Consider the following 18,059-nt stretch of genomic DNA (forward strand, 5'->3'; position numbering starts at 1 on the left):
CAAGGCGTAGCGCAGATACCAGCGGACCGCCAGCACGATCATCTCAGGGGGGAACCGGAAGCCGGTGAACTCCGATGCCGGGACCGGCGGACGGGACGTCGACGCATTACTCGATCATGCCTGGTCAGACGTCGAGACGGCGGACCTCAGCAACGCAACAGACCCTTTCGACGAGGACGCATGGGGCGATCCGAAAAGCAACGCCGGGTTCCGCCCGATCAGTCTCGACAGCCGTACCGTCGCCGTCCTGCTCGCGTGGCGCGCGACCCAGAATGCCGAGCGTCTCGCCTCCGGGCCGGCCTGGGTCGACTACGGTCGGGTGTTCACCCATGAGGATGGTCGCCGGTTGAACCCGAACGGTGGCGGTCTCAAGCGGTCAGTGCGTCAGCTCTGGTAGAAGGGCTGTCTACTGATCGGAGGACTGGGTGCGGGGCCAGGAGCTGACGTTCACGGACCGGGAAGAGATCTCCAGGGGGTTGGCCTGCTGGAATGCGCCCGCCGCCTGCAACTGGCGCTGAACACCATCAAGCGCTATGCCCGAGTCCCCGAGTCCGAGCGGTTGAAGAAGGCCCCGCAGTACCGGCCCACCCTGGTCGACCCCTACCGTGACCACCTGCGACGGCGTCGCGAGGAGGATCCTGCCGTGAGATGACCGCCCTGACCGGGCACATCCGCGGCTTCGCGGACCTCCTCAAACCCGCCGCGGACAACGGCTGTCGTCTCCACGAGTGGATCTCCCGTGTCCGCGAGGACGACGTCCCCCACCTGCACGCCTTCACCCGCGGCTTGGAACGCGACCACGACGCCGTCGTCAACGGGCTCACCCCCTCGTTCCACAACGGCGGGACCGAAGGCGTCAACACCACGACGAAACTGATCAAGGGCCAGATGTACGGCCGGGCCGGCTTCCGCCTCCTCCGCCACCGCATCCTGCTCAACTGATCCATCCCGACGAGCGATCAACGGCTACGAAAATCTTGTCAGAGCCGAAAAAAGACCAGGAAACTGGCACCTCGTCGAGTGTCTCGACCCTACCGCACGTCCGGATCTACGAGCGCCGAGGGGTGGGACTCCCCTCGGCGACTCACCCACCAACCTGCGCTGGCCGCCACGGCACCCTGTTGATCACCTGGACCTCGGCCAGCGGGGCTGGTCACAACACCAGACGGCGGGCAGCCCCAGCGAAACGGCCACACTCAGGTGCCATGGGGTACAACCACGGCCATCTCATCCCGTCGCACGGTCACGCGGTGTCCAGCCGGACGTCGCGTCCGGCCGCGACCGTCATGGCCACGGCCGTAGTGCTGGTCCTCGCCCTCACCGCCGCAGGCGCCGTCCTGCTGTGGCCGAAAGCGGGCCCCCGTCACACCCCGAGCCAGCTGCGCGACCTCGCTGGCGGCGCCCCCACGCTCATCAACGCAACGATCGAACGCGCCAACCGAGGCCCCTGCCCGGACCTCACCGACGCGGGCGCCGCCCCCACGATCTGCGACCAGCTCGACATCGTCCTGGGTAACCGGCCCGGCACGGAAAACCGGGTCCATCTGGACACCTCTGTGGATCCGACCGGCCCCACGTACAAACCGGGCGGCAAGGTCCGTCTCGCCCCAACGACCGACACCACCGGCCAACCCACCTATTACGTCGCGGACTTCCAACGCGCAGCGCCGCTCGGCTGGATCGCCCTGCTCACCGCCATAGGGGTCGTGGCCGTCGCCCGCTGGCGCGGGCTCGCCGCGCTCGTCGGCCTCGTCCTCACCTACCTCGTGATCGTCAAATTCACGTTGCCGTCCCTGCTCGACGGACATCCTCCCGTCGCGGTCGCGCTGACCACCGGCGCGGCGTTGCTGGTCTGCCTGCTCTATCTCGCCCACGGCGTTTCCGCCCGCACCACCGTCGCGCTGCTCGGCACCCTCGCCAGCCTCGCCCTCACCGCCGCGCTCGGCGCCACGGCCATCGACCTCGCCCGCATCACCGGTCTCGGCTCCGATGAGGACGTCACGCTCAAAGCCTTCGCTGGCGAGCTCAGTCTGCCCGGTCTCGTTCTCGCCAGCATCATCATCGGCTCACTCGGGCTGATCAACGACATGACTGTCACCCAGGCCGCCGCCGTCTGGGAAGTCTTCGACGCCGCCCCCGACGCCTCCGTACGGCATCTCTACCGGTCCGGGATGCGCGTCGGACGCGACCACATCGCCTCCAGCGTCTACACTCTCGCCCTCGCCTACGCCGGCGCCGCCCTACCCACCCTGCTCCTGTTCACCCTCGCCGACCGAAACAGCGCGGACGTCGCCACCTCCGACCTCGTCGCCGCCGAGATCGTCCGCACCGCGGCCGGCACCGTCGGCCTCGTCGCCTCCGTACCCCTCACCACCGCCATCGCCGCGCTCGTCGTATCCCGCCGCCGGCCAGCAGATGCGGGACTCACCCCACCCGATACGGACGCTGCTGTCGTCACCAGCCAACCCGCCGACACCCAACCCCTGACCTACCGCGGTAGCACCGGCGGCCCGTAGCGGCGAACCGCGCTCCCCGCCGTGCCTCACTCAGTGAATGCGAGCACACAACACTGATCATCGCGTCGTGATGGGTACTCCACGACGATCACCGCTGATCCTCAACCGATTCCGATGATCGATGGTCCCGGCTGCATTGAGCCGCCCCGGGTCTGCTGGAGGCTCCGACTGAGTTTCCTCTCGCCGCCTGGAGGCGTCGCCTTACGAGGGAGTGCGATGATGAAGACACGACGAAGGTTCGATCAAGTCTTCCGGGACAGCGCGGTGCGGATCGTTACGGAGACGGGCAAGCCGATCGCGCAGGTTGCCTGAAATCCGGTGATCAACATGGGCGCGCTGGCGAGCAGAGGCTCGGCCGCCGCACATCCGGTATTGACCGCGACGCCTCCGCCGCACGACCGGAGACCGGGCCGTCAGCGATCCATTCATCGATGAATTCAGGAATCCCTGTACTAATATCGGGGGATGCTAACTCTCGTTTCCGACGTGGAGATGCTGGCGCGGTTCGGCCGTGCGCTGGCCGACCCGATCCGCTGCCGGCTGCTGCTCGCGCTGCGCGAGGCCCCGGCCCATCCGTCCGACCTGGCCGACCAGCTCGGGATCTCCCGCACAAGGCTGTCGAACCATCTCGCCTGCCTGCGCGACTGCGGCCTGGTCGTCGCCGTCCCGGTCGGGCGTCGGACCCGCTACGAACTGGCCGACCCCCGGCTCGGGCACGCATTGGACGACCTGCGCGCCGCCGTGGTGGCGGTGGAAACTGACCGTACCTGCGTCGACGCCGAGGAGAAGGGCTGCTGCCAATGACCGCGGAGATATCCCTCGGCATCTCCCCGGGCCGCCGCGATGCGCTCGCCCGGCGCATCCGGCTGCTGGTCACCGTCACCATCACCTACAACGTCGTCGAGGCGATCGTGGCCGTCACCGCGGGCGCCCTCGCCTCCTCCACCGCCCTGGTCGGCTTCGGCCTGGACTCGGTCATCGAGGTCTGCTCCGCCGTGGCGGTTGCCTGGCAGTTCTCCGCGGCCGACCACGCCGTGCGCGAGGCACGGGAGAAGACCGCGCTGCGGATCATCGCTATCTCGTTCTTCGTGATCGCCGCCTACGTCACCGTCGACGCCGTGCGCGCCCTGGCCGGGGCCGGGGATGCGGACCGTTCGCTCCCCGGGATCGTGCTGGCCGCGCTGTCCCTGCTGGTGATGCCGCTGCTGTCCACCGCCCAGCGCCGCGCCGGGCTGGCGCTGGGCTCGGTCTCGGTGGTCGCGGACTCCAAGCAGACACTGCTGTGCACCTACCTGTCCGGGGTGCTGCTGGCTGGCCTGCTCGCCCACGCCACGCTGGGCTGGTCGTGGGCGGACCCGACCGCCGCCCTGGTGATCGCTGTGGTGGCGGTCAGAGAGGGTTGCGATGCCTGGCAGGGTAGGGGGTGCTGCCCGGCCCCCGCCGCCACGGCGGTGCCGGCCACCGAGGCGGATGCGTGCGGCTGCGGTCCGGGTTGCGGCTCTGCTGTCGAGGCGGGAGCGCCGTCGGCTACCGCCTGACCCCAGAGCGGATGGCTGCGGCGCGGAAGTAGCAGCGGGCGCACACCCCGCTGGGCCGGATCGGCCGACCGGAGGTGGCCTGGGCGATTACCCGGCTTGCAGCGCCGGGCACATCTTTTGTCACCGGGGTGGTGTTCCCGGTCAGCGGCGGGACGGTAGTGGCGTGATAGGAGTGGCCGGAGGTGGAATGAGTCTGATCGGCCACCTGCCGCTACCGCTCGGCGCGGCCAGCCACGAGGGCTCGACCGTCATCGTCGCACTCAACGGGTTCCGGCTGCTGCACTCGCCGCGACGCGAAGGGCCCCGGTCGAAGAACACTTCGTCTGTATCCACGGACACGGTACCCCTGGTGGCCTGATCGACATCGCCTCCCATGATCCTGGATTCCAAAACCACAGAAGCCATATTGACATCCGTTATCATTATCGGCAAAGCTGGGTGCATGCGTTCCCCCGTTCCCGCCGACCTGTCGCGGATCGCCGCGTGAGCCTGATCAGCCCAGGCGGGCCCCGGCCGCCGGCCACCCCTCCCGCCGTCGCGGAGCGTCTGCGTGGCTGGATCCGCGACGCGCTCGGACTCGACGGTGAGGTGACCGTGCTCGTGACCCAGCTCGCCTGTACCGAGCCGGGCTGTCCTCCGGTCGAGACCGTGCTGGCTGCCCTCCCACAGGCCGGTCGGCGTTCGGTCACTCTGCCCGGCCCGGCGGCCGACCTCACCGAGGTCGAGGTCCGTCGCGCCTTCCACCTTTCCGGAGACCTCCATGCCCACTGACACCGCTTCGGCGGACGCGACCATAGCCGCCAAGGTCCCGGTGACCGTGCTCACCGGTTTCCTCGGCAGCGGCAAGACCACCCTGCTCAACCGGATCCTCACCGAGGAGCACGGCAAGCGGATCGCCGTGATCGAGAACGAGTTCGGTGAGGTCGGCGTCGACGACGCGCTGGTCGTCGACGCCGAAGAAGAGATCTTCGAGATGAACAACGGCTGCATCTGCTGCACCGTGCGCGGGGACCTCATCCGCATCCTCGGCACCCTGATGCGCCGCCGGGACAGGTTCGACCACATCCTCGTCGAGACGACCGGCCTGGCCGACCCTGCTCCAGTGGCACAGACGTTCTTCGTCGACGACGAAATCGCCGGTCAGCTCCGGCTGGACGCCATTGTCACCCTCGTCGACGCCCGCCACCTGGTCCAGCACCTCGACGACGACAAACCCGACGGCGTGGAGAACGAAGCCGTCGAACAGATCGCGTTCGCCGACCGGATCGTGCTGAACAAGACCGACCTCGTCGACGAGGCGGAACTGGACGACGTGATCGACCGAATCAGGGCGATCAACAGGGTCGCTGAGATCCTGCCCGCCCAGCACGCCAAGGTCGACCTCGACAAGGTCCTCGACGTCGGCGCGTTCGACCTTGGCCGGACGCTTGAGGTCGACCCTGCGTTCCTGACCGACAGCGAGCATCAGCATGACCTGACCGTCACCAGCGTCGGCATCGAGCTGGCCGGCGACCTGTCCGTACCGAAGCTCAACGACTGGCTCGGCGAGCTGCTGGCCACCAAGGGCACCGACATCTTTCGGTCCAAGGGAATCCTCGCGGTCGGCGGGCAGGACAACCGGTACGTCTTCCAGGGCGTGCACATGCTGTTCGAAGGCACCGACGGCCAGCCGTGGGGCGAAGCCCCCAGGATCAGCCGGCTGGTGTTCATCGGGCGCAACCTTGACCGCGGCGCCCTCGAGGACGGGCTGCGTGGCTGTCTGGTGAGCGGGCGGTGAGCCGCGGCCCGGCCCTTCTGCGCGCCGCGGCCGGCGGCATGATCTCGTCCGAGCCGGTGTGGTCGATAGACCTCGACGATGCCGTGAGTGCCGTCGCCGCGGGGCCGCGTGGGTCGCTGGCCGCCGCCGCCTCCCTGTCGGGGCGCACCACCGTCGTGGACACCGACGAGGGGGTCGTCGTCACCGACCTGCCCCGTCACGAGATGGGAGCGCTCGCCGTGGCATGGGCGCCGGATGGCCAGCGCCTCGCGGTCGGCGGCGCCGACGGCAGCCTGGTCGTCAGTGACCTGGCCCGCTGCCAGCACGACGCCGTCCCCGGACGGTCCTGGGTGCACGCGCTGGCCTGGTCCCCGGACGGCTCATACCTGGCCGCCGGCCGCGGCCGGGAGGTCCTGCTGCTGCGGCCCGACGCGACGGTCGTCGCCCGCTGGCCCGGCCAGCCCAGCACCGTCACCGCTCTGGCCTGGGTCGGTGGCCGGCTCGCCGTCGCCTGCTACGGCGGCATCCGCTGGTACGACCCCCAGGCCGACGGCACCGCTCCGGTGCGCACGTTCGACTGGAAGGGATCACTACTCGCCCTCGCGGTTGCCTCGAACGGCCGCTGGGTCGCCTCCGGCAATCAGGACGCCTCGATCCACCTGTGGCGGCTGTGGTCCGGCGAGGACTACGAAATGGCCGGCTACCCCGCCAAGGTGACCGCGCTCGCCTTCGATCCCGGCTCCCGCCGACTCGCCGCCGGAGGCGCCGAGGAGGTCACCGTCTGGAACCTCGGCGGTAAGGGGCCCGGCGGCCGGCGGCCGGACTCCTTGCGCACCCATACCAGGCTGGTCGTCGCGCTCGCTTACGCGCCGGCACCACCACCTCCGCCCGCGGGCCGGCGCCCGGCCGGGCCGGTGCCGCTGGCCAGCGGCGGCCGTGACGGTGTCGTCGCCGTGTGGCGGGGGACCGGCAGCTCGCGGCGTCCAGCGCTGCGTGTGGATCTAGGTGCACCGGTCGGTACGGTCGCGTGGAGGGCGGATGCCGCCCTCCTGCTCGCCGGAACCGAGGACGGCCGGCTCCACGCGATCCGCCCACCAGGCACGCCGCCCGGCTCGTCCCACCCACCCGGCAGGCGGCCTGACCGCAGCCGATGACCAGGATCGTCTGGTCTGGTTCGACACTCAGTACGGAAACCGTTTCCCTGACCGTATTCGTGACAGGCTGGGCTACCCGGTAGGGGCCGCCACCATCTGGCGGATCCCGCACCGCCCTGGTGTCGACCCTGTACCCCGACGGGCCCACGCATCCTGGCGTACGTTCCTGCGCACAGGCATCAGGTATTCTCACCTGCGTTTTTCTCACGGTGGACACGGTTTTCCTTCAGCGGATTGACGTGTTCTTCATCGTGGAGCTCGCTACGCGGCACGTTTAGGTGTCCGTTCGGAGCCTGGAAGGTCACCCTGCGCCGTACGCCCGTCACGCTCGCCCTTGAGGCGGGGCGTCGCATCATCCACGGGTGCCGTCCGGCGAGCACCCCGAGTCCCCACCCGGTGCCCCAACTGGAACTTGTAACGGTTTTCAGTATTGACTAGGTTGATAAAAATGGATCCCGATATGAATATCGTCTCGGGATGGACAGCCGGCAGGGAGATAGTGATCATGGATGGTTCGACGGTGGTCGCAGGGCCGCGGCGGATCCGGCGCAGCCTGGGCATGATGGCCGCAAGCGCGGTCGTGGTGGCCGTCACGGCATGCAGTACGTCCTCGTCGGGTAGCACCAGCAACACCGCTGCCGGCGGCGGAAGCAAGAAGATCACGGTGGTGGCGGCCGAGAACTTCTGGGGCAGCATCGCCGCCCAGCTCGGTGGTGACCGGGTCACGGTCACCAGCATCATCGACAACCCGGATGCCGATCCGCACGACTACGAGCCGACCCCCGCGGACGGCCGGGCGATCGCGGGCGCGCGGCTGTTCATCGACAACGGCGTCGGCTACGACCCGTGGGCGGCCAAGCTGGCGGCGGCCAACCCGGTGGACGGGCGGACAGCGCTGACCATCGGTGACCTGGTTGGCACGAAGGACGAAGACAACCCGCACCGCTGGTACAACCCGGATGATGTCACCAAGGTGATCGACGAGGTCACCGCGGACTACAAGAAGATTGCCCCCGCTGACGCGGGCTACTTCGACCAGCAGCGGGCGTCCTTCACCGCAACCACGCTGAAGCCGTACACCGACCTCATCGCGACGATCAAGAAGACGTACGAGGGGACGCCGGTCGGCGCGTCGGAGAGCATCTTCGCGATGCAGTCACCGGCCCTCGGGCTGAACCTACTGACGCCGCAGGCTTTCCTGCGCGCGATCTCGGAGGGTACCGATCCGACCGCCGCGGACAAGGCCACCATCGACGACCAGATCAAGACCAGGAAGATCAAAGTCTACGTGTACAACAGCCAGAACTCCACCCCGGACGTCCAACGTCAGGTCGATGCGGCGAAGGCGGCCAATATCCCGGTGACCGCCATCACCGAGACGCTCACCCCGGCCGGAGCGTCCTTCCAGGACTGGCAGGTCGCCCAGTTGGAAAGCCTGCGTAAGGCGCTGGCGCAGGCAACCGGAAAGTAACAAAAACCCGCAATGACGGTACGTACACGAGTTTTGGCGATTGGTGACGCCTTCGATGTGGTGGTGCCGGCTGGCGCGGACCGGGCGGCGGCCACGGCGGTGGTGGTATTCCGGGATGCCGCGGTCCTGGTCGGCGGGCGGGTGGTCTGGAGCGGGGTCGACATCGAGACGGCCGCCGGGGAGTTCGTCGCGATCCTCGGCCCCAACGGGGTGGGCAAGTCCACCCTGCTCAAGGCGGCGCTCGGGCTGCTGCCACTGTCCGCGGGGCGGGCGGTGGTGCTGGGCCGACCGCCCGGGCAGGCCCGGGCCGAGATCGGGTACCTGCCGCAGCGTCGCAGCTTCGACCCGTCGGTCCGGATCCGCGGGCTGGACGTGGTCCGGCTCGGTCTGGACGGCCACCGGTGGGGTCTGCCCCTGCCCGGGGGACGTCGCGGTCGGGCAGCCGAGCGGCGGGTCGCCGAGCTGATCGAGATGGTCGGTGCCACCGGCTACGCCCACCAGCCGATCGGGCGGCTGTCCGGCGGGGAGCAGCAGCGGCTGCTGATCGCCCAGGCACTCGCACGCCGGCCCCGGCTGCTGCTGCTCGACGAGCCGTTGGACAGCCTGGATCTGCACAACGCCGGTGCGGTCGCGGCCCTCATCCGTGACATCTGCCGGACGGCGGGGGTGACGGTGTTGATGGTCGCCCACGACGTCAACCCGATCCTGTCCAGCCTCGACCGGGTCATCTACCTCGCCAGCGGCGGCGCCGTGGCGGGAACCCCCGCAGAAGTGATCACAAGCGGGACGTTGAGCCGGCTCTACCAGACCCCCATCGAGGTATTGACCACCTCGGACGGGCGGCTGGTGGTCGTCGGCCAGCCCGAGGCGCCCGCGGTCCATGTCGACCGGCACGACGGGACCGGCCGGCCATGACCCTCGCTGTGGCGGCCGAGGCCGGCCTGTCGTGGAACCTGGCCCGCGACGTTCGCCAGATGTTCGCCTACCCGTTCATGGTGAACGCGTTCAGGGCCGGGACGATCGTGGCCGCGACCGCTGGGGTGATCGGCTGGTTCATGATCCTGCGCCGTCAGGCGTTCGCCGGTCACACCCTTGCCGTGGCCGGCTTCCCGGGCGCGGCCGGGGCGGTCTGGCTCGGGGTCGGCGCGACCTACGGCTACTTCGCCTTCTGCCTGGCCGCGGCGCTGGCCATCGCGGCCATCCCCGGGGTGGGCGGGGCCGCCGCCGGGCGGGCCGAGGAGTCGGCCGCCGTCGGAACCATCCAGGCGTTCGCCCTGGCCTGCGGGTTCCTGTTCGTCAGCCTCTACAAGGGATTCCTCGGTGGGGTGAACACGCTGCTGTTCGGCAGCTTCCTGGGGATCACCGGCGGGATGGTTCTCACCCTGGCCGCCGTCGCCCTCACGGTCCTGGTCGTACTGGCGCTCATCGGGCGTCCGTTGCTGTTCGCCTCGGTCGACCCGGCGGTGGCCGCCGCCGCCGGTGTGCCGGTGCGGGGCCTGTCGGTGGCCTTCCTGATCCTGCTCGGGATCGCCGCCGCCGAGGTCAGCCAGATCACCGGAACCCTGCTGGTCTTCACCCTGCTGGTGATCCCGGCCGCGGCCGCGCAGGTCCTCACCGCCCGGCCGGCGCTCGGCCTGACGCTCACGGTGCTCCTCGGGGTGGGAGTCACCTGGACCGGGCTGACGGTGGCCTACTACTCGCCCTATCCGATCGGGTTCTTCATCACCAGCTTCTCCTTCGGCATCTACCTGCTCGCCCGCCTCGCCGTCGGTGTGCACGACAGGCTCGGCCGGGCCGCCCGCGGCCTCCGGACAGCGGGAGTAGCGGCATGATCGCGGCGGCGTCCGGCACCGGCCTGACCGCGATGTTCGACCACCCGTTCATCCAGCACGCGTTCTTCGCTGGAACAGGGATCGCCGCGGCGGCGGGGCTCGTCGGCTACTTCCTCGTCCTGCGTGCGCAGGTGTTCACCGGGGATGCGCTGTCCCACGTGGCGTTCACCGGTGCGCTCGCCGCCCTGGCCATCGGGATCGACGCCCGCGTCGGCCTGTTCGCCGCCACCATCACCGTCGGATGCGCACTCGGGGTCCTCGGCCGCCGCGGCCGGGCCGACGACGTCGTCATCGGCAGCGTGTTCGCCTGGGTCCTCGGCCTCGGTGTGCTCTTCCTCACCCTGTACACGACCCGCCGCAGCGTCGGCAACGGCACCGCCGGGGTGACCGTCCTGTTCGGCTCGATTTTCGGCTTGGACGCCTCCCGGGCCTGGGAGGCGTCCGTGGTCGCCGCGTTTCTCTGCGTCGCCACGGTCGCGATCGGACGTCCGCTGCTGTTCGCGAGCCTGGACGAGGCGGTCGCCGCTGCCCGGGGCGTCCCCGTCCGTCTCCTCGGGGTCGGTTTCCTCGGCCTTGTCGGGGCGACCGCGGCCGAGGCCACCCAGGCCGTCGGCGCACTGCTGCTGCTCGGCCTGCTCGCCGCGCCCGCCGGTGCGGCCCACCGGCTTACCGCACGCCCCTACCACGGTATGTGGATCTCCACTGTGCTCGCCGTCGCGGCGATGTGGGCCGGGTTGACCGTGAGCTACCTGGCCCCGCGGATCCCGCCGAGCTTCACCATCCTCGCCGTCGCCACCGCCACTTACGCCGCCACCCTGGCCGTCACCTCGCTGACCGCACGCCGCCGCGCCGCCAGCACCGACGTCCACCCGCCCACGATGTCCCCGGAGTCGGTGACGGCGGATCGGTCCACGATCGTCGTCCGATGAGGAGGGACGGTGCCCACCGACAGCACTCGTACACCACCCGGACCTGACACCCCTAACCTGCCACACGAGCGCCAGGGACGACGCACCTCCCGCGACCGCCGTGCCCCGCGCGACACCCTGCAACGCCGTGCGGTGCTGGCCGCGCTCTCCGCCGCCGGCGGATTCCGCAGCGCCCAGGCCCTGCACGACCAGATACGCGGCGGCGGACAGCGCATCGGCCTCACCACCATCTACCGCGTCCTCCACGACCTGGTCCGCGACGGCACCGCCGACACGGTCCGCGGCGAGGACGGCCAGCAGCTGTTCCGCCTCACCCGGTCATCCGGACACCACCATCACCTGGTCTGCCGTGGCTGTGGACACAGCATCGAGGTCGTCTCCGACGTCGTCGAGCACTGGGCGGCGAGCCTCGCCGCCGAACACGGATTCACCGACCTCGACCACGCGATCGACCTGTTCGGGCTGTGCACCGAGTGCCGGCACACCGAAACCACCACGTAGCCGGTAGGCGCAGACCGTGGTCCCGGCCGCACCGATGACGGGAGCACGACTCCACCGGACCGTCTCGCCCACCGTCGCTCGCGTTTTCGTGTCGGGGTCCGGTGGGCGGGTAGACAGCGCCGATCAGCAGTTGACGAATTCCGGCTGCTGGTTGAGGAGCTGGCTCTCCGCGGACACGAACCGCCGGTACTGCTCGCAGTCCACCGCCTGCGGACGGAAGGCGGCCAGCCGGTGACAGTTCTGGAACGCCAGCGCCACCCCGAAGTGCCGTTTCAACGCCCCGCGGATCGCGGTGCTCGCCACCGTCCGCAGCAGCTGCCCCTGCTCGGCGTCATCCGCCGGCGATATCTGGTTGTCCGCGAAGTCACGGTCTGCGGTCGGCAGCTCGCCAGCGAGTCGCTCGACCAGATCATAGGCGTACGGCAGGGATGCACGGATGCAGTCGAGGAAGGCGTCGTCGTCGACATGGCCGCGTTCAGCCTGCTCTAGCAGTTCCGGGGAGACGGTCAGGGACACAGGACCTCCTGGGCAGAGGCGATCAGGACAAGCTCCACCACAGAAGACTCGCCATGGTGAGTGCGGCCCTATGACGCACCTCCGACGGTGAGCCAGAGCCTATGGTCCGGCTTCAGCCGGCGGTGACCGCCGCGGCCGGGCTGTGTGAGGCCAGATCGCCGTCGAGATGGTCGGGTAGGCCCCGGTCGGTGTGGTCGGCGTGGAACAGGGCCTCGGCGAGCAGACGCTTCACATGCACGTCGGCTGCCGAGTAATACACGAACGTCCCTTCACGGCGGCCACGGACGATCCCGGCGAGGCGCAGCTTGGCGAGGTGCTGGCTGACGGCCGTGGGAGCGGCGCCGACCAGTTCCGCCAGGCAGGCGACGGATGACTCACCTTGCAGCAACGCCCAAAGAATCTTGATGCGCGTCGGATCCGCGAGCAGTCGGAAGCCCTCGGCAGCGAGGTGAACCTGCTCGTCGTTGGGCATCTGGAAATCCGGCAGCGCGGTGTGCACCGCTGAATTCTATCGCAGACCTTCCTGATCATCTGCCTGACTGCCTGACTGCCTGCATTGATATGCATGTAGTCTGCGTGGCGTGACGACAGACGTGCCGGAAATCCCGGCGCCGAGCATCTCGCAGCCGGGAATCCGACGGCCGCCCTTGCCCACCGCAGGTGGCCGGGTGTGGACGCTGGCAGAGGTGCGATGGGCAGCGGCTGCGGTGCTGTGGTTCGCCGCCGCCGGGGTGACCCGGCATGCTGGAGCGCCGGCTGCGGTGTGGTGGGGGCTGTATCTGGCCTGCTATGCCTGCGGCGGCTGGCAGCCGGCTGTGGCGGGAGCGCGGGCGCTGCGGGAGCAGACCCTCGACGTGGACCTGCTGATGATTGTCGCCGCGTTGGTGGCGGCCGGGATCGGACAGGTCCTCGACGGCGCGCTGCTGATCGTCATCTTCGCCACCTCTGGCGCGCTGGAGGCCGTGGCCACCCACCGCACCGCGGACTCGGTGCGTGCCCTGCTCACCATCGCGCCGGAGCAGGCCCTCCGGCTACGCCCGGACGGTGGGCAGGAGTTGGTCGACACCGCCGACCTGCGGGTGGGTGATGTGGTGCTGGTACGCCCAGGTGAGCGCATCGGTGCCGACGGCGAAGTCACGGACGGGGCCAGCGAGGTCGACCAGGCAACCATTACTGGCGAGCCGCTGCCGGTGGCCAGACAGCCTGGCGACGAGGTGTTCGCCGGCACGCTCAACGGCACCGGGATGCTGCGGGTGCGCGTGACGCGGCCCGCGGCGGAGTCGGTGCTCGCGCGCATCGTCACTCTGGTGGAGCATGCCTCGGCGGCAAAGGCTCGTACCCAGCTGTTCATCGAGAAGGTCGAGCGGCGCTACTCCATCGGCGTGGTGGGTGCCACCGGGGTGCTGTTCGTCGTGCCGCTGGCCTTCGGCGCGGCGTTGCAACCGACGCTGCTGCGGGCGATGACGTTCATGATTGTCGCGTCGCCGTGTGCGGTGGTGCTGGCGACGATGCCGCCGCTGCTGTCCGCGATCGCCAATGCCGGCCGCCACGGCGTGCTGGTGAAGTCCGCCGTCGTGATGGAACAACTTGGGCAGACCGGCGTCGTCGCGTTCGACAAGACGGGCACCCTGACCGAGGGGACCCCCTATGTCGCCGAGATCCATCCCGTCCGCAACGGCGGATTGTCCGCGGATGAGCTGCTGCGCCTGGCTGCCGGTGCCGAACATCCCAGCGAACACCCCCTCGCGGCGGCGGTGGTGGCCGCCGCCCGCGAACGCGGCCTGTCCGTCCCACCCGCCGAGACCTTCACCTCCACACCCGGCCGCGGCGTGTCCGCGGTGGTCGAGGGCCACCGGGTGCAGGTCGGCAACCCGGCGCGGATGGCCGACCTGCACCCGGCGCTGTGCGGATCCTCGGCCGTCGAGCAGGTGACCGCCGCGGTCGGCGCGGCGCAGGCTGCGGGACGCACCGTGGGGGTGGTCGTGGTCGACGGTGTGCTCGCCGGGGTCCTCGCGCTCGCCGACCGCGCCCGTCCGCACGCCGCCGCCGCCGTCACGGCCCTGACCACGCTGACCGGACGCTGCCCGGTGCTGCTCACCGGCGACAACTCTGCCGCCGCCGGCTGCCTGGCCGCCGAGATCGGAATCGAGGAGGTTTTCGCGGGTCTGCTCCCGAATGACAAGGTCACCCGGGTCCGTGGCCTGCAGGCGAGCGGGCAGCGGGTGCTTGTGGTCGGCGACGGCGTCAACGACGCGCCCGCCCTGGCTGCGGCGGATCTCGGTGTGGCGATGGGCCGCGGCGGTTCGGATCTGGCGGTGGAGACAGCCGACGCGGTCATCGTTCACGACGACCTGAGCACCCTGCCTGCCGTCATCGATCTGTCCCGCCGGGCGCGGCGCCTGGTGGCGGCGAACCTGGTCATCGCCGCGGGCTTCATCACCGCTCTGGTCGCCTGGGACCTCCTGGGCAGCCTGCCCCTGCCACTGGGGGTTGCCGGTCACGAAGGTTCCACCGTCCTCGTCGGGCTCAACGGCCTACGGCTGCTCCACAGTCGCGCCTGGCGCACCGGCGACCACACCGACACGACGGGAACGCCGCCCGCCTGCGGTGCCATGCCGGTTCGCCGACGACAGCGACCGACCTCCCTCGATCGGCACCGGTAGTCGCGGGCTGTCTGCGAGTGCCTCCGTTGCCTGCGTCAGGGCCGTGTTTGACGGGGTAAGGCATGCCTGTTACGGTCACGCACCAATAACGATAACCATTTCAGTTTTCATCATGTGGTGTCCGCCTGCGGGCGCACCGATGGGGAGGACGGGAGCGCTCTGTTGACTGTCGGCCAACCCATACGGCTGAACGGCATGTCCCGATCGCCGGGGGAGACTGGTGGGGCAGCGCGGATGAGCTCTGTCGCGACGCTCGGTCCGGCGCGTCGCACCACACCCGTCGCCGGCCCGGTGTCGCGGACCGCTCGTGGTCCACGAGGCACGTTTCTGATCACTGTCGTTGCTCTGGTGGCGGCGACCCCTATCGTTCTGGTCGCCGCCATCAGCGTCGGCGCGGTGTCGATCTCGCCCATCGATGTGTGGTCCAGCGCCATCGGTCACCTCGTCGGCGGCGGGGGTCACGCCTCGGCCGTCGATGATCAGATCATCTGGCAGATCAGGACACCGCGGGTGCTGCTGGCGTTCGTGGTGGGGGCGGGCCTGGCTGTAACGGGCGCCGTGCTGCAAGCGGTGGTTCGTAATCCGCTGGCCGACCCGTACGTGCTGGGAGTCTCCGCCGGAGCGTCGGTCGCGGCGGTCGCCATGCTCACCCTGGGTGGGATCGCGACAACGGGGCTGTTGTCGGCCCTCGGGGTTTCAGGCGCCGCTTTCATCGGCGCCGTCGTCACCCTGGGTCTGGTGATCGCGCTGGGGCAGCGGCAGCGTCAGCTGGACCCCAACCGTCTGCTGCTCGCGGGGACAGCGCTGTTCTACCTCTTCCAGGCGGGCACGAGCTTCCTGCAACTACGGGTCGGGTCGAACCAGCTGGCCGCGGTGCTGTTCTGGTTGCTCGGGACGGTATCGGGAGCCGATTGGCACAAGCTGGTACTACCCACGCTCATCGTCACGGCGGCCACCCTGTGGCTGGTGACGCGGGCCCGACACCTCAACGCCCTCCTGCTCGGGGACGAGGCCGCCGCCTCGTTGGGCATCTCGGTCAGCCGGCTCCGCGCCCAGCTGCTGGTCATCGCTGCGGCACTCACAGCGGCGGTCATTGCCGTCGCGGGGGGTGTCGGATTCGTCGGCCTCGTGGCGCCGCACTGCGTGCGTCTGCTCATCGGATCGGACCATCGCCGCCTGCTCCCGGTGGCGGCACTGCTCGGCGGAGTGTTCCTCGTCCTCGCCGATCTAATCGGCCGCGTCGTGGCCCGACCGCTGGAACTGCCACTGAGCATCATCACCGCCGTGGTCGGGGTGCCTTTCTTCCTCGTGCTGCTGCGCCGGTCGGGGCGGATGGGGGGCGTCGCGTGACGCGGCTTCGCCTGGATGGCGTGGGCGTGCGGATCGATGCAGCGCAGATCGTTCACGACCTGACCATCGACTGTCCGCCCGGCGCGTTCGTCGGTCTCGTCGGCCCGAACGGCAGCGGGAAGTCGACCGTGCTGAAAACCGTCTACCGGGCGGTGCGCCCGAGCAGCGGGGCGGTCCTTCTCGACGAGACGGATCTGCTGCGGGACCTCACACCGCGCCAGTCCGCGCAGAAGGTCGCCGCGTTGACCCAGGAGCATCCCCACGGTTTCGACTTCACCGTTCTCGACGTCGTCTCGGCGGGGCGGACACCGCACAAGAATGCCTGGAGTCTTATGTCACGGGCCGATCATGAGATCATCTCTGCTGTTCTCGGCATCGTCGGTATGACCGCACACACCGAACGGACGTTCACCTCCCTGTCGGGCGGTGAGAAGCAGCGGGTCCTGCTCGCGCGCGCCCTCGTCCAGGAACCGTCGGTGCTCATTCTGGACGAGCCGACCAACCATCTCGACATCAGCACACAGCTGAACCTCCTGGAACTGGTGCGCTCGCTCGGGATCACAGTGTTGGCCGCGCTGCACGATCTCAACCTCGCGGCGGCATTCTGCGACCAGCTCCACGTCCTGCACAACGGCGTCATCGTCCGCACGGGATCCCCCCGGGAGGTACTGACTCCCGATCTTATTGCGGAGGTTTTCAGGGTGCACGCTCATTGCGGTACCCATCCGGTGACCGGGCGTCTCCATCTTGCTTTTTCCAGCTTTCCCGCCGGCGCTGACCAGGCGACAGCAGAATTCGAACTCGTCAAAGAAGGAAGCATATGAAAATCGCCTCCGCGTCGAAGGTCGTGGTTGCCCTGCTGCTGGCTTCCGCTGTCGGCCTCGCAGCCTGCGGATCCGACTCCACCACCGGGAAGGACAGCATCGCGGGACCAGCCCCGGCGGGGGCAACGGCCGGTGCCGGTGCCGCCTACCCGGTGGACGTCCAGAACTGCGGCCGCACCCTGCACTTCGACAAGGCTCCGACGCGCATTGTCTCGGGCTGGACGACCAACACCGAACTCCTGATCGCCCTCGGTGCGACAGACAGGATCGTCGGCCAGTACAACACCAGTAGCGGCACACCCTCGGCGCAGTACGCCGACACGGAGAAAAGGGTACCGACGCTGAGCACATCCGCTCCGACCCGGGAGGCGCTCCTGGCGGCGCGGCCCGATCTGATCTATGCGGACGGCTCCTATCTTTTTGACGGGCAGCAGTTGCCGACCATTAAGGATCTCAATGCCCAGGGCACCCAGGTGATGATCCTCAGTGGCTTCTGCACCGATGACGCCAGCAAGGCAAAGGTGCGCGACGTCGTCACGGACCTGACGGCACTGGGCACGATTCTCGGGGTCACGAGCAGGGCCGACGAGATCAAAGCCGACATCGACAACCGCCTGCGGCAGGTTGCCGCACAGGTCACCGGAAAGACTCCGGTTCCAGTAGTGATGATCAGCACCTTCAACGGGACCATCTACACCTATGAAGGGGTGTACAACGACATCGCGCAACTCGCCGGAGCGACGAACATCTACGCCGGTATCCTGCCAGCAGGCAAGTTCTATGGCCAGCTCTCGGTCGAGGACATCACCAAGAAGAACCCCGGCATCCTCGTCTACCTGCTCAGCGGCAGCGAATCCGAGGACACGGCTCGCAAGTATCTGACGACGGCCCTCCCGACGCTGGAGGCGGTCAGGAACAACCATGTGATCTTCTTGCCGCAGACTCATTCGACCAACCTCAGTGGCGTCGACGAGGTTGTCAAACTGGCCGCCGCTCTGCATTCCTGACG

General features: G+C 69.1%; 19 protein-coding genes and 4 pseudogenes. 20 read left to right on the forward strand and 3 right to left on the reverse strand.

The genetic code is table 11. From position 1 onward, the window contains the following. A pseudogene (locus CV1CTNOD_RS09160) lies at window positions 1-75 on the reverse strand (IS6 family transposase); the annotation flags it as partial. Here CV1CTNOD_RS09160 and CV1CTNOD_RS09165 point away from each other — a divergent pair. From CV1CTNOD_RS09165 to CV1CTNOD_RS09235, 16 genes and pseudogenes are all read left to right on the forward strand, one after another. Next, window positions 65-397, forward strand: a complete 333-nt coding sequence (locus CV1CTNOD_RS09165) for a hypothetical protein (protein WP_131785714.1) — start codon at window positions 65-67, stop codon at window positions 395-397. The pseudogene CV1CTNOD_RS09160 and the gene CV1CTNOD_RS09165 sit on opposite strands and share 11 nt — an antisense overlap. 72 nt (window positions 398-469) lie before the next feature. After that, a pseudogene (locus tag CV1CTNOD_RS09170) lies at window positions 470-942 on the forward strand (transposase); the annotation flags it as partial. A 308-nt stretch (window positions 943-1,250) separates the two neighbouring features. After that, a complete protein-coding gene (locus CV1CTNOD_RS09175; protein WP_242606536.1) occupies window positions 1,251-2,516 on the forward strand; it encodes a YibE/F family protein in 1,266 nt (421 codons plus the stop codon). A gap of 465 nt (window positions 2,517-2,981) precedes the next feature. Continuing rightward, a complete protein-coding gene (locus CV1CTNOD_RS09180; RefSeq protein ID WP_131785715.1) occupies window positions 2,982-3,320 on the forward strand; it encodes an ArsR/SmtB family transcription factor in 339 nt (112 codons plus the stop codon). After that, window positions 3,317-4,054: a cation transporter gene (locus CV1CTNOD_RS09185; protein ID WP_131785716.1), complete on the forward strand. Its 738-nt coding sequence runs from the start codon at window positions 3,317-3,319 to the stop codon at window positions 4,052-4,054. Before CV1CTNOD_RS09180 ends, CV1CTNOD_RS09185 begins: the two co-directional genes overlap by 4 nt. Then, a pseudogene (locus CV1CTNOD_RS27735) lies at window positions 4,054-4,221 on the forward strand (ketoreductase); the annotation flags it as partial. The gene CV1CTNOD_RS09185 and the pseudogene CV1CTNOD_RS27735, both read left to right, overlap by 1 nt. 20 nt (window positions 4,222-4,241) lie before the next feature. Then, the gene (locus CV1CTNOD_RS24580) at window positions 4,242-4,412 is read left to right on the forward strand and encodes a hypothetical protein (protein ID WP_165485400.1); all 171 of its coding nucleotides are present in this window, start codon (window positions 4,242-4,244) and stop codon (window positions 4,410-4,412) included. Between the two features lie 125 nt (window positions 4,413-4,537). Next, window positions 4,538-4,825: a hypothetical protein gene (locus tag CV1CTNOD_RS09195; protein WP_207386295.1), complete on the forward strand. Its 288-nt coding sequence runs from the start codon at window positions 4,538-4,540 to the stop codon at window positions 4,823-4,825. Then, window positions 4,815-5,831 (forward strand): CobW family GTP-binding protein, encoded by a 1,017-nt coding sequence (locus CV1CTNOD_RS09200; RefSeq protein WP_131785717.1) that lies wholly within the window; start codon window positions 4,815-4,817, stop codon window positions 5,829-5,831. Before CV1CTNOD_RS09195 ends, CV1CTNOD_RS09200 begins: the two co-directional genes overlap by 11 nt. Beyond that, complete coding sequence (locus CV1CTNOD_RS09205) at window positions 5,828-6,964, forward strand: WD40 repeat domain-containing protein (RefSeq protein WP_131785718.1); 1,137 nt, start codon at window positions 5,828-5,830, stop codon at window positions 6,962-6,964. Before CV1CTNOD_RS09200 ends, CV1CTNOD_RS09205 begins: the two co-directional genes overlap by 4 nt. 67 nt (window positions 6,965-7,031) lie before the next feature. Continuing rightward, window positions 7,032-7,239, forward strand: a pseudogene (locus CV1CTNOD_RS28195) (integrase); the annotation flags it as partial. Between the two features lie 230 nt (window positions 7,240-7,469). Next, window positions 7,470-8,435, forward strand: a complete 966-nt coding sequence (locus tag CV1CTNOD_RS09215) for a metal ABC transporter solute-binding protein, Zn/Mn family (RefSeq protein ID WP_131785766.1) — start codon at window positions 7,470-7,472, stop codon at window positions 8,433-8,435. A 12-nt stretch (window positions 8,436-8,447) separates the two neighbouring features. Beyond that, window positions 8,448-9,350, forward strand: a complete 903-nt coding sequence (locus CV1CTNOD_RS09220; protein WP_131785719.1) for a metal ABC transporter ATP-binding protein — start codon at window positions 8,448-8,450, stop codon at window positions 9,348-9,350. Beyond that, the gene (locus CV1CTNOD_RS09225) at window positions 9,347-10,267 is read left to right on the forward strand and encodes a metal ABC transporter permease (RefSeq protein WP_131785720.1); all 921 of its coding nucleotides are present in this window, start codon (window positions 9,347-9,349) and stop codon (window positions 10,265-10,267) included. Before CV1CTNOD_RS09220 ends, CV1CTNOD_RS09225 begins: the two co-directional genes overlap by 4 nt. Continuing rightward, window positions 10,264-11,196, forward strand: a complete 933-nt coding sequence (locus tag CV1CTNOD_RS09230; RefSeq protein WP_131785721.1) for a metal ABC transporter permease — start codon at window positions 10,264-10,266, stop codon at window positions 11,194-11,196. The genes CV1CTNOD_RS09225 and CV1CTNOD_RS09230 overlap by 4 nt, the downstream gene beginning before the upstream one ends. A gap of 9 nt (window positions 11,197-11,205) precedes the next feature. Beyond that, window positions 11,206-11,697, forward strand: coding sequence for a Fur family transcriptional regulator (locus CV1CTNOD_RS09235; protein WP_242606539.1), 492 nt, complete (start codon window positions 11,206-11,208; stop codon window positions 11,695-11,697). 123 nt (window positions 11,698-11,820) lie between these two features. On the opposite strand, the gene CV1CTNOD_RS09240 is transcribed toward CV1CTNOD_RS09235, so the two are convergent. Together CV1CTNOD_RS09240 and CV1CTNOD_RS09245 are read right to left on the reverse strand one after the other, a co-directional pair. After that, entirely contained in the window at window positions 11,821-12,213 is a 393-nt protein-coding gene (locus CV1CTNOD_RS09240) for an SCO5389 family protein (RefSeq protein WP_131785722.1), read from the reverse strand. Between the two features lie 112 nt (window positions 12,214-12,325). Further along, window positions 12,326-12,712 (reverse strand): ArsR/SmtB family transcription factor, encoded by a 387-nt coding sequence (locus CV1CTNOD_RS09245; protein WP_131785723.1) that lies wholly within the window; start codon window positions 12,710-12,712, stop codon window positions 12,326-12,328. 103 nt (window positions 12,713-12,815) lie between these two features. On the opposite strand from CV1CTNOD_RS09245, the gene CV1CTNOD_RS09250 reads away from it, so the two are divergent. The 4 genes from CV1CTNOD_RS09250 (at window position 12,816) to CV1CTNOD_RS09265 (ending at window position 18,057) form a co-directional block, all read left to right on the forward strand. Continuing rightward, a complete protein-coding gene (locus CV1CTNOD_RS09250; protein ID WP_131785768.1) occupies window positions 12,816-14,876 on the forward strand; it encodes a heavy metal translocating P-type ATPase in 2,061 nt (686 codons plus the stop codon). A 234-nt stretch (window positions 14,877-15,110) separates the two neighbouring features. Then, complete coding sequence (locus CV1CTNOD_RS09255) at window positions 15,111-16,226, forward strand: FecCD family ABC transporter permease (protein ID WP_165485402.1); 1,116 nt, start codon at window positions 15,111-15,113, stop codon at window positions 16,224-16,226. After that, complete coding sequence (locus CV1CTNOD_RS09260; protein WP_131785725.1) at window positions 16,223-17,050, forward strand: ABC transporter ATP-binding protein; 828 nt, start codon at window positions 16,223-16,225, stop codon at window positions 17,048-17,050. Before CV1CTNOD_RS09255 ends, CV1CTNOD_RS09260 begins: the two co-directional genes overlap by 4 nt. Beyond that, window positions 17,047-18,057, forward strand: coding sequence for an ABC transporter substrate-binding protein (locus CV1CTNOD_RS09265; RefSeq protein WP_131785726.1), 1,011 nt, complete (start codon window positions 17,047-17,049; stop codon window positions 18,055-18,057). The genes CV1CTNOD_RS09260 and CV1CTNOD_RS09265 overlap by 4 nt, the downstream gene beginning before the upstream one ends. Window positions 18,058-18,059: the final 2 nt, after the last annotated feature.

The sequence above is a fragment of the Protofrankia symbiont of Coriaria ruscifolia genome, assembly GCF_900634745.1.
Lineage (GTDB): Bacteria > Actinomycetota > Actinomycetes > Frankiales > Frankiaceae > Protofrankia > Protofrankia californiensis.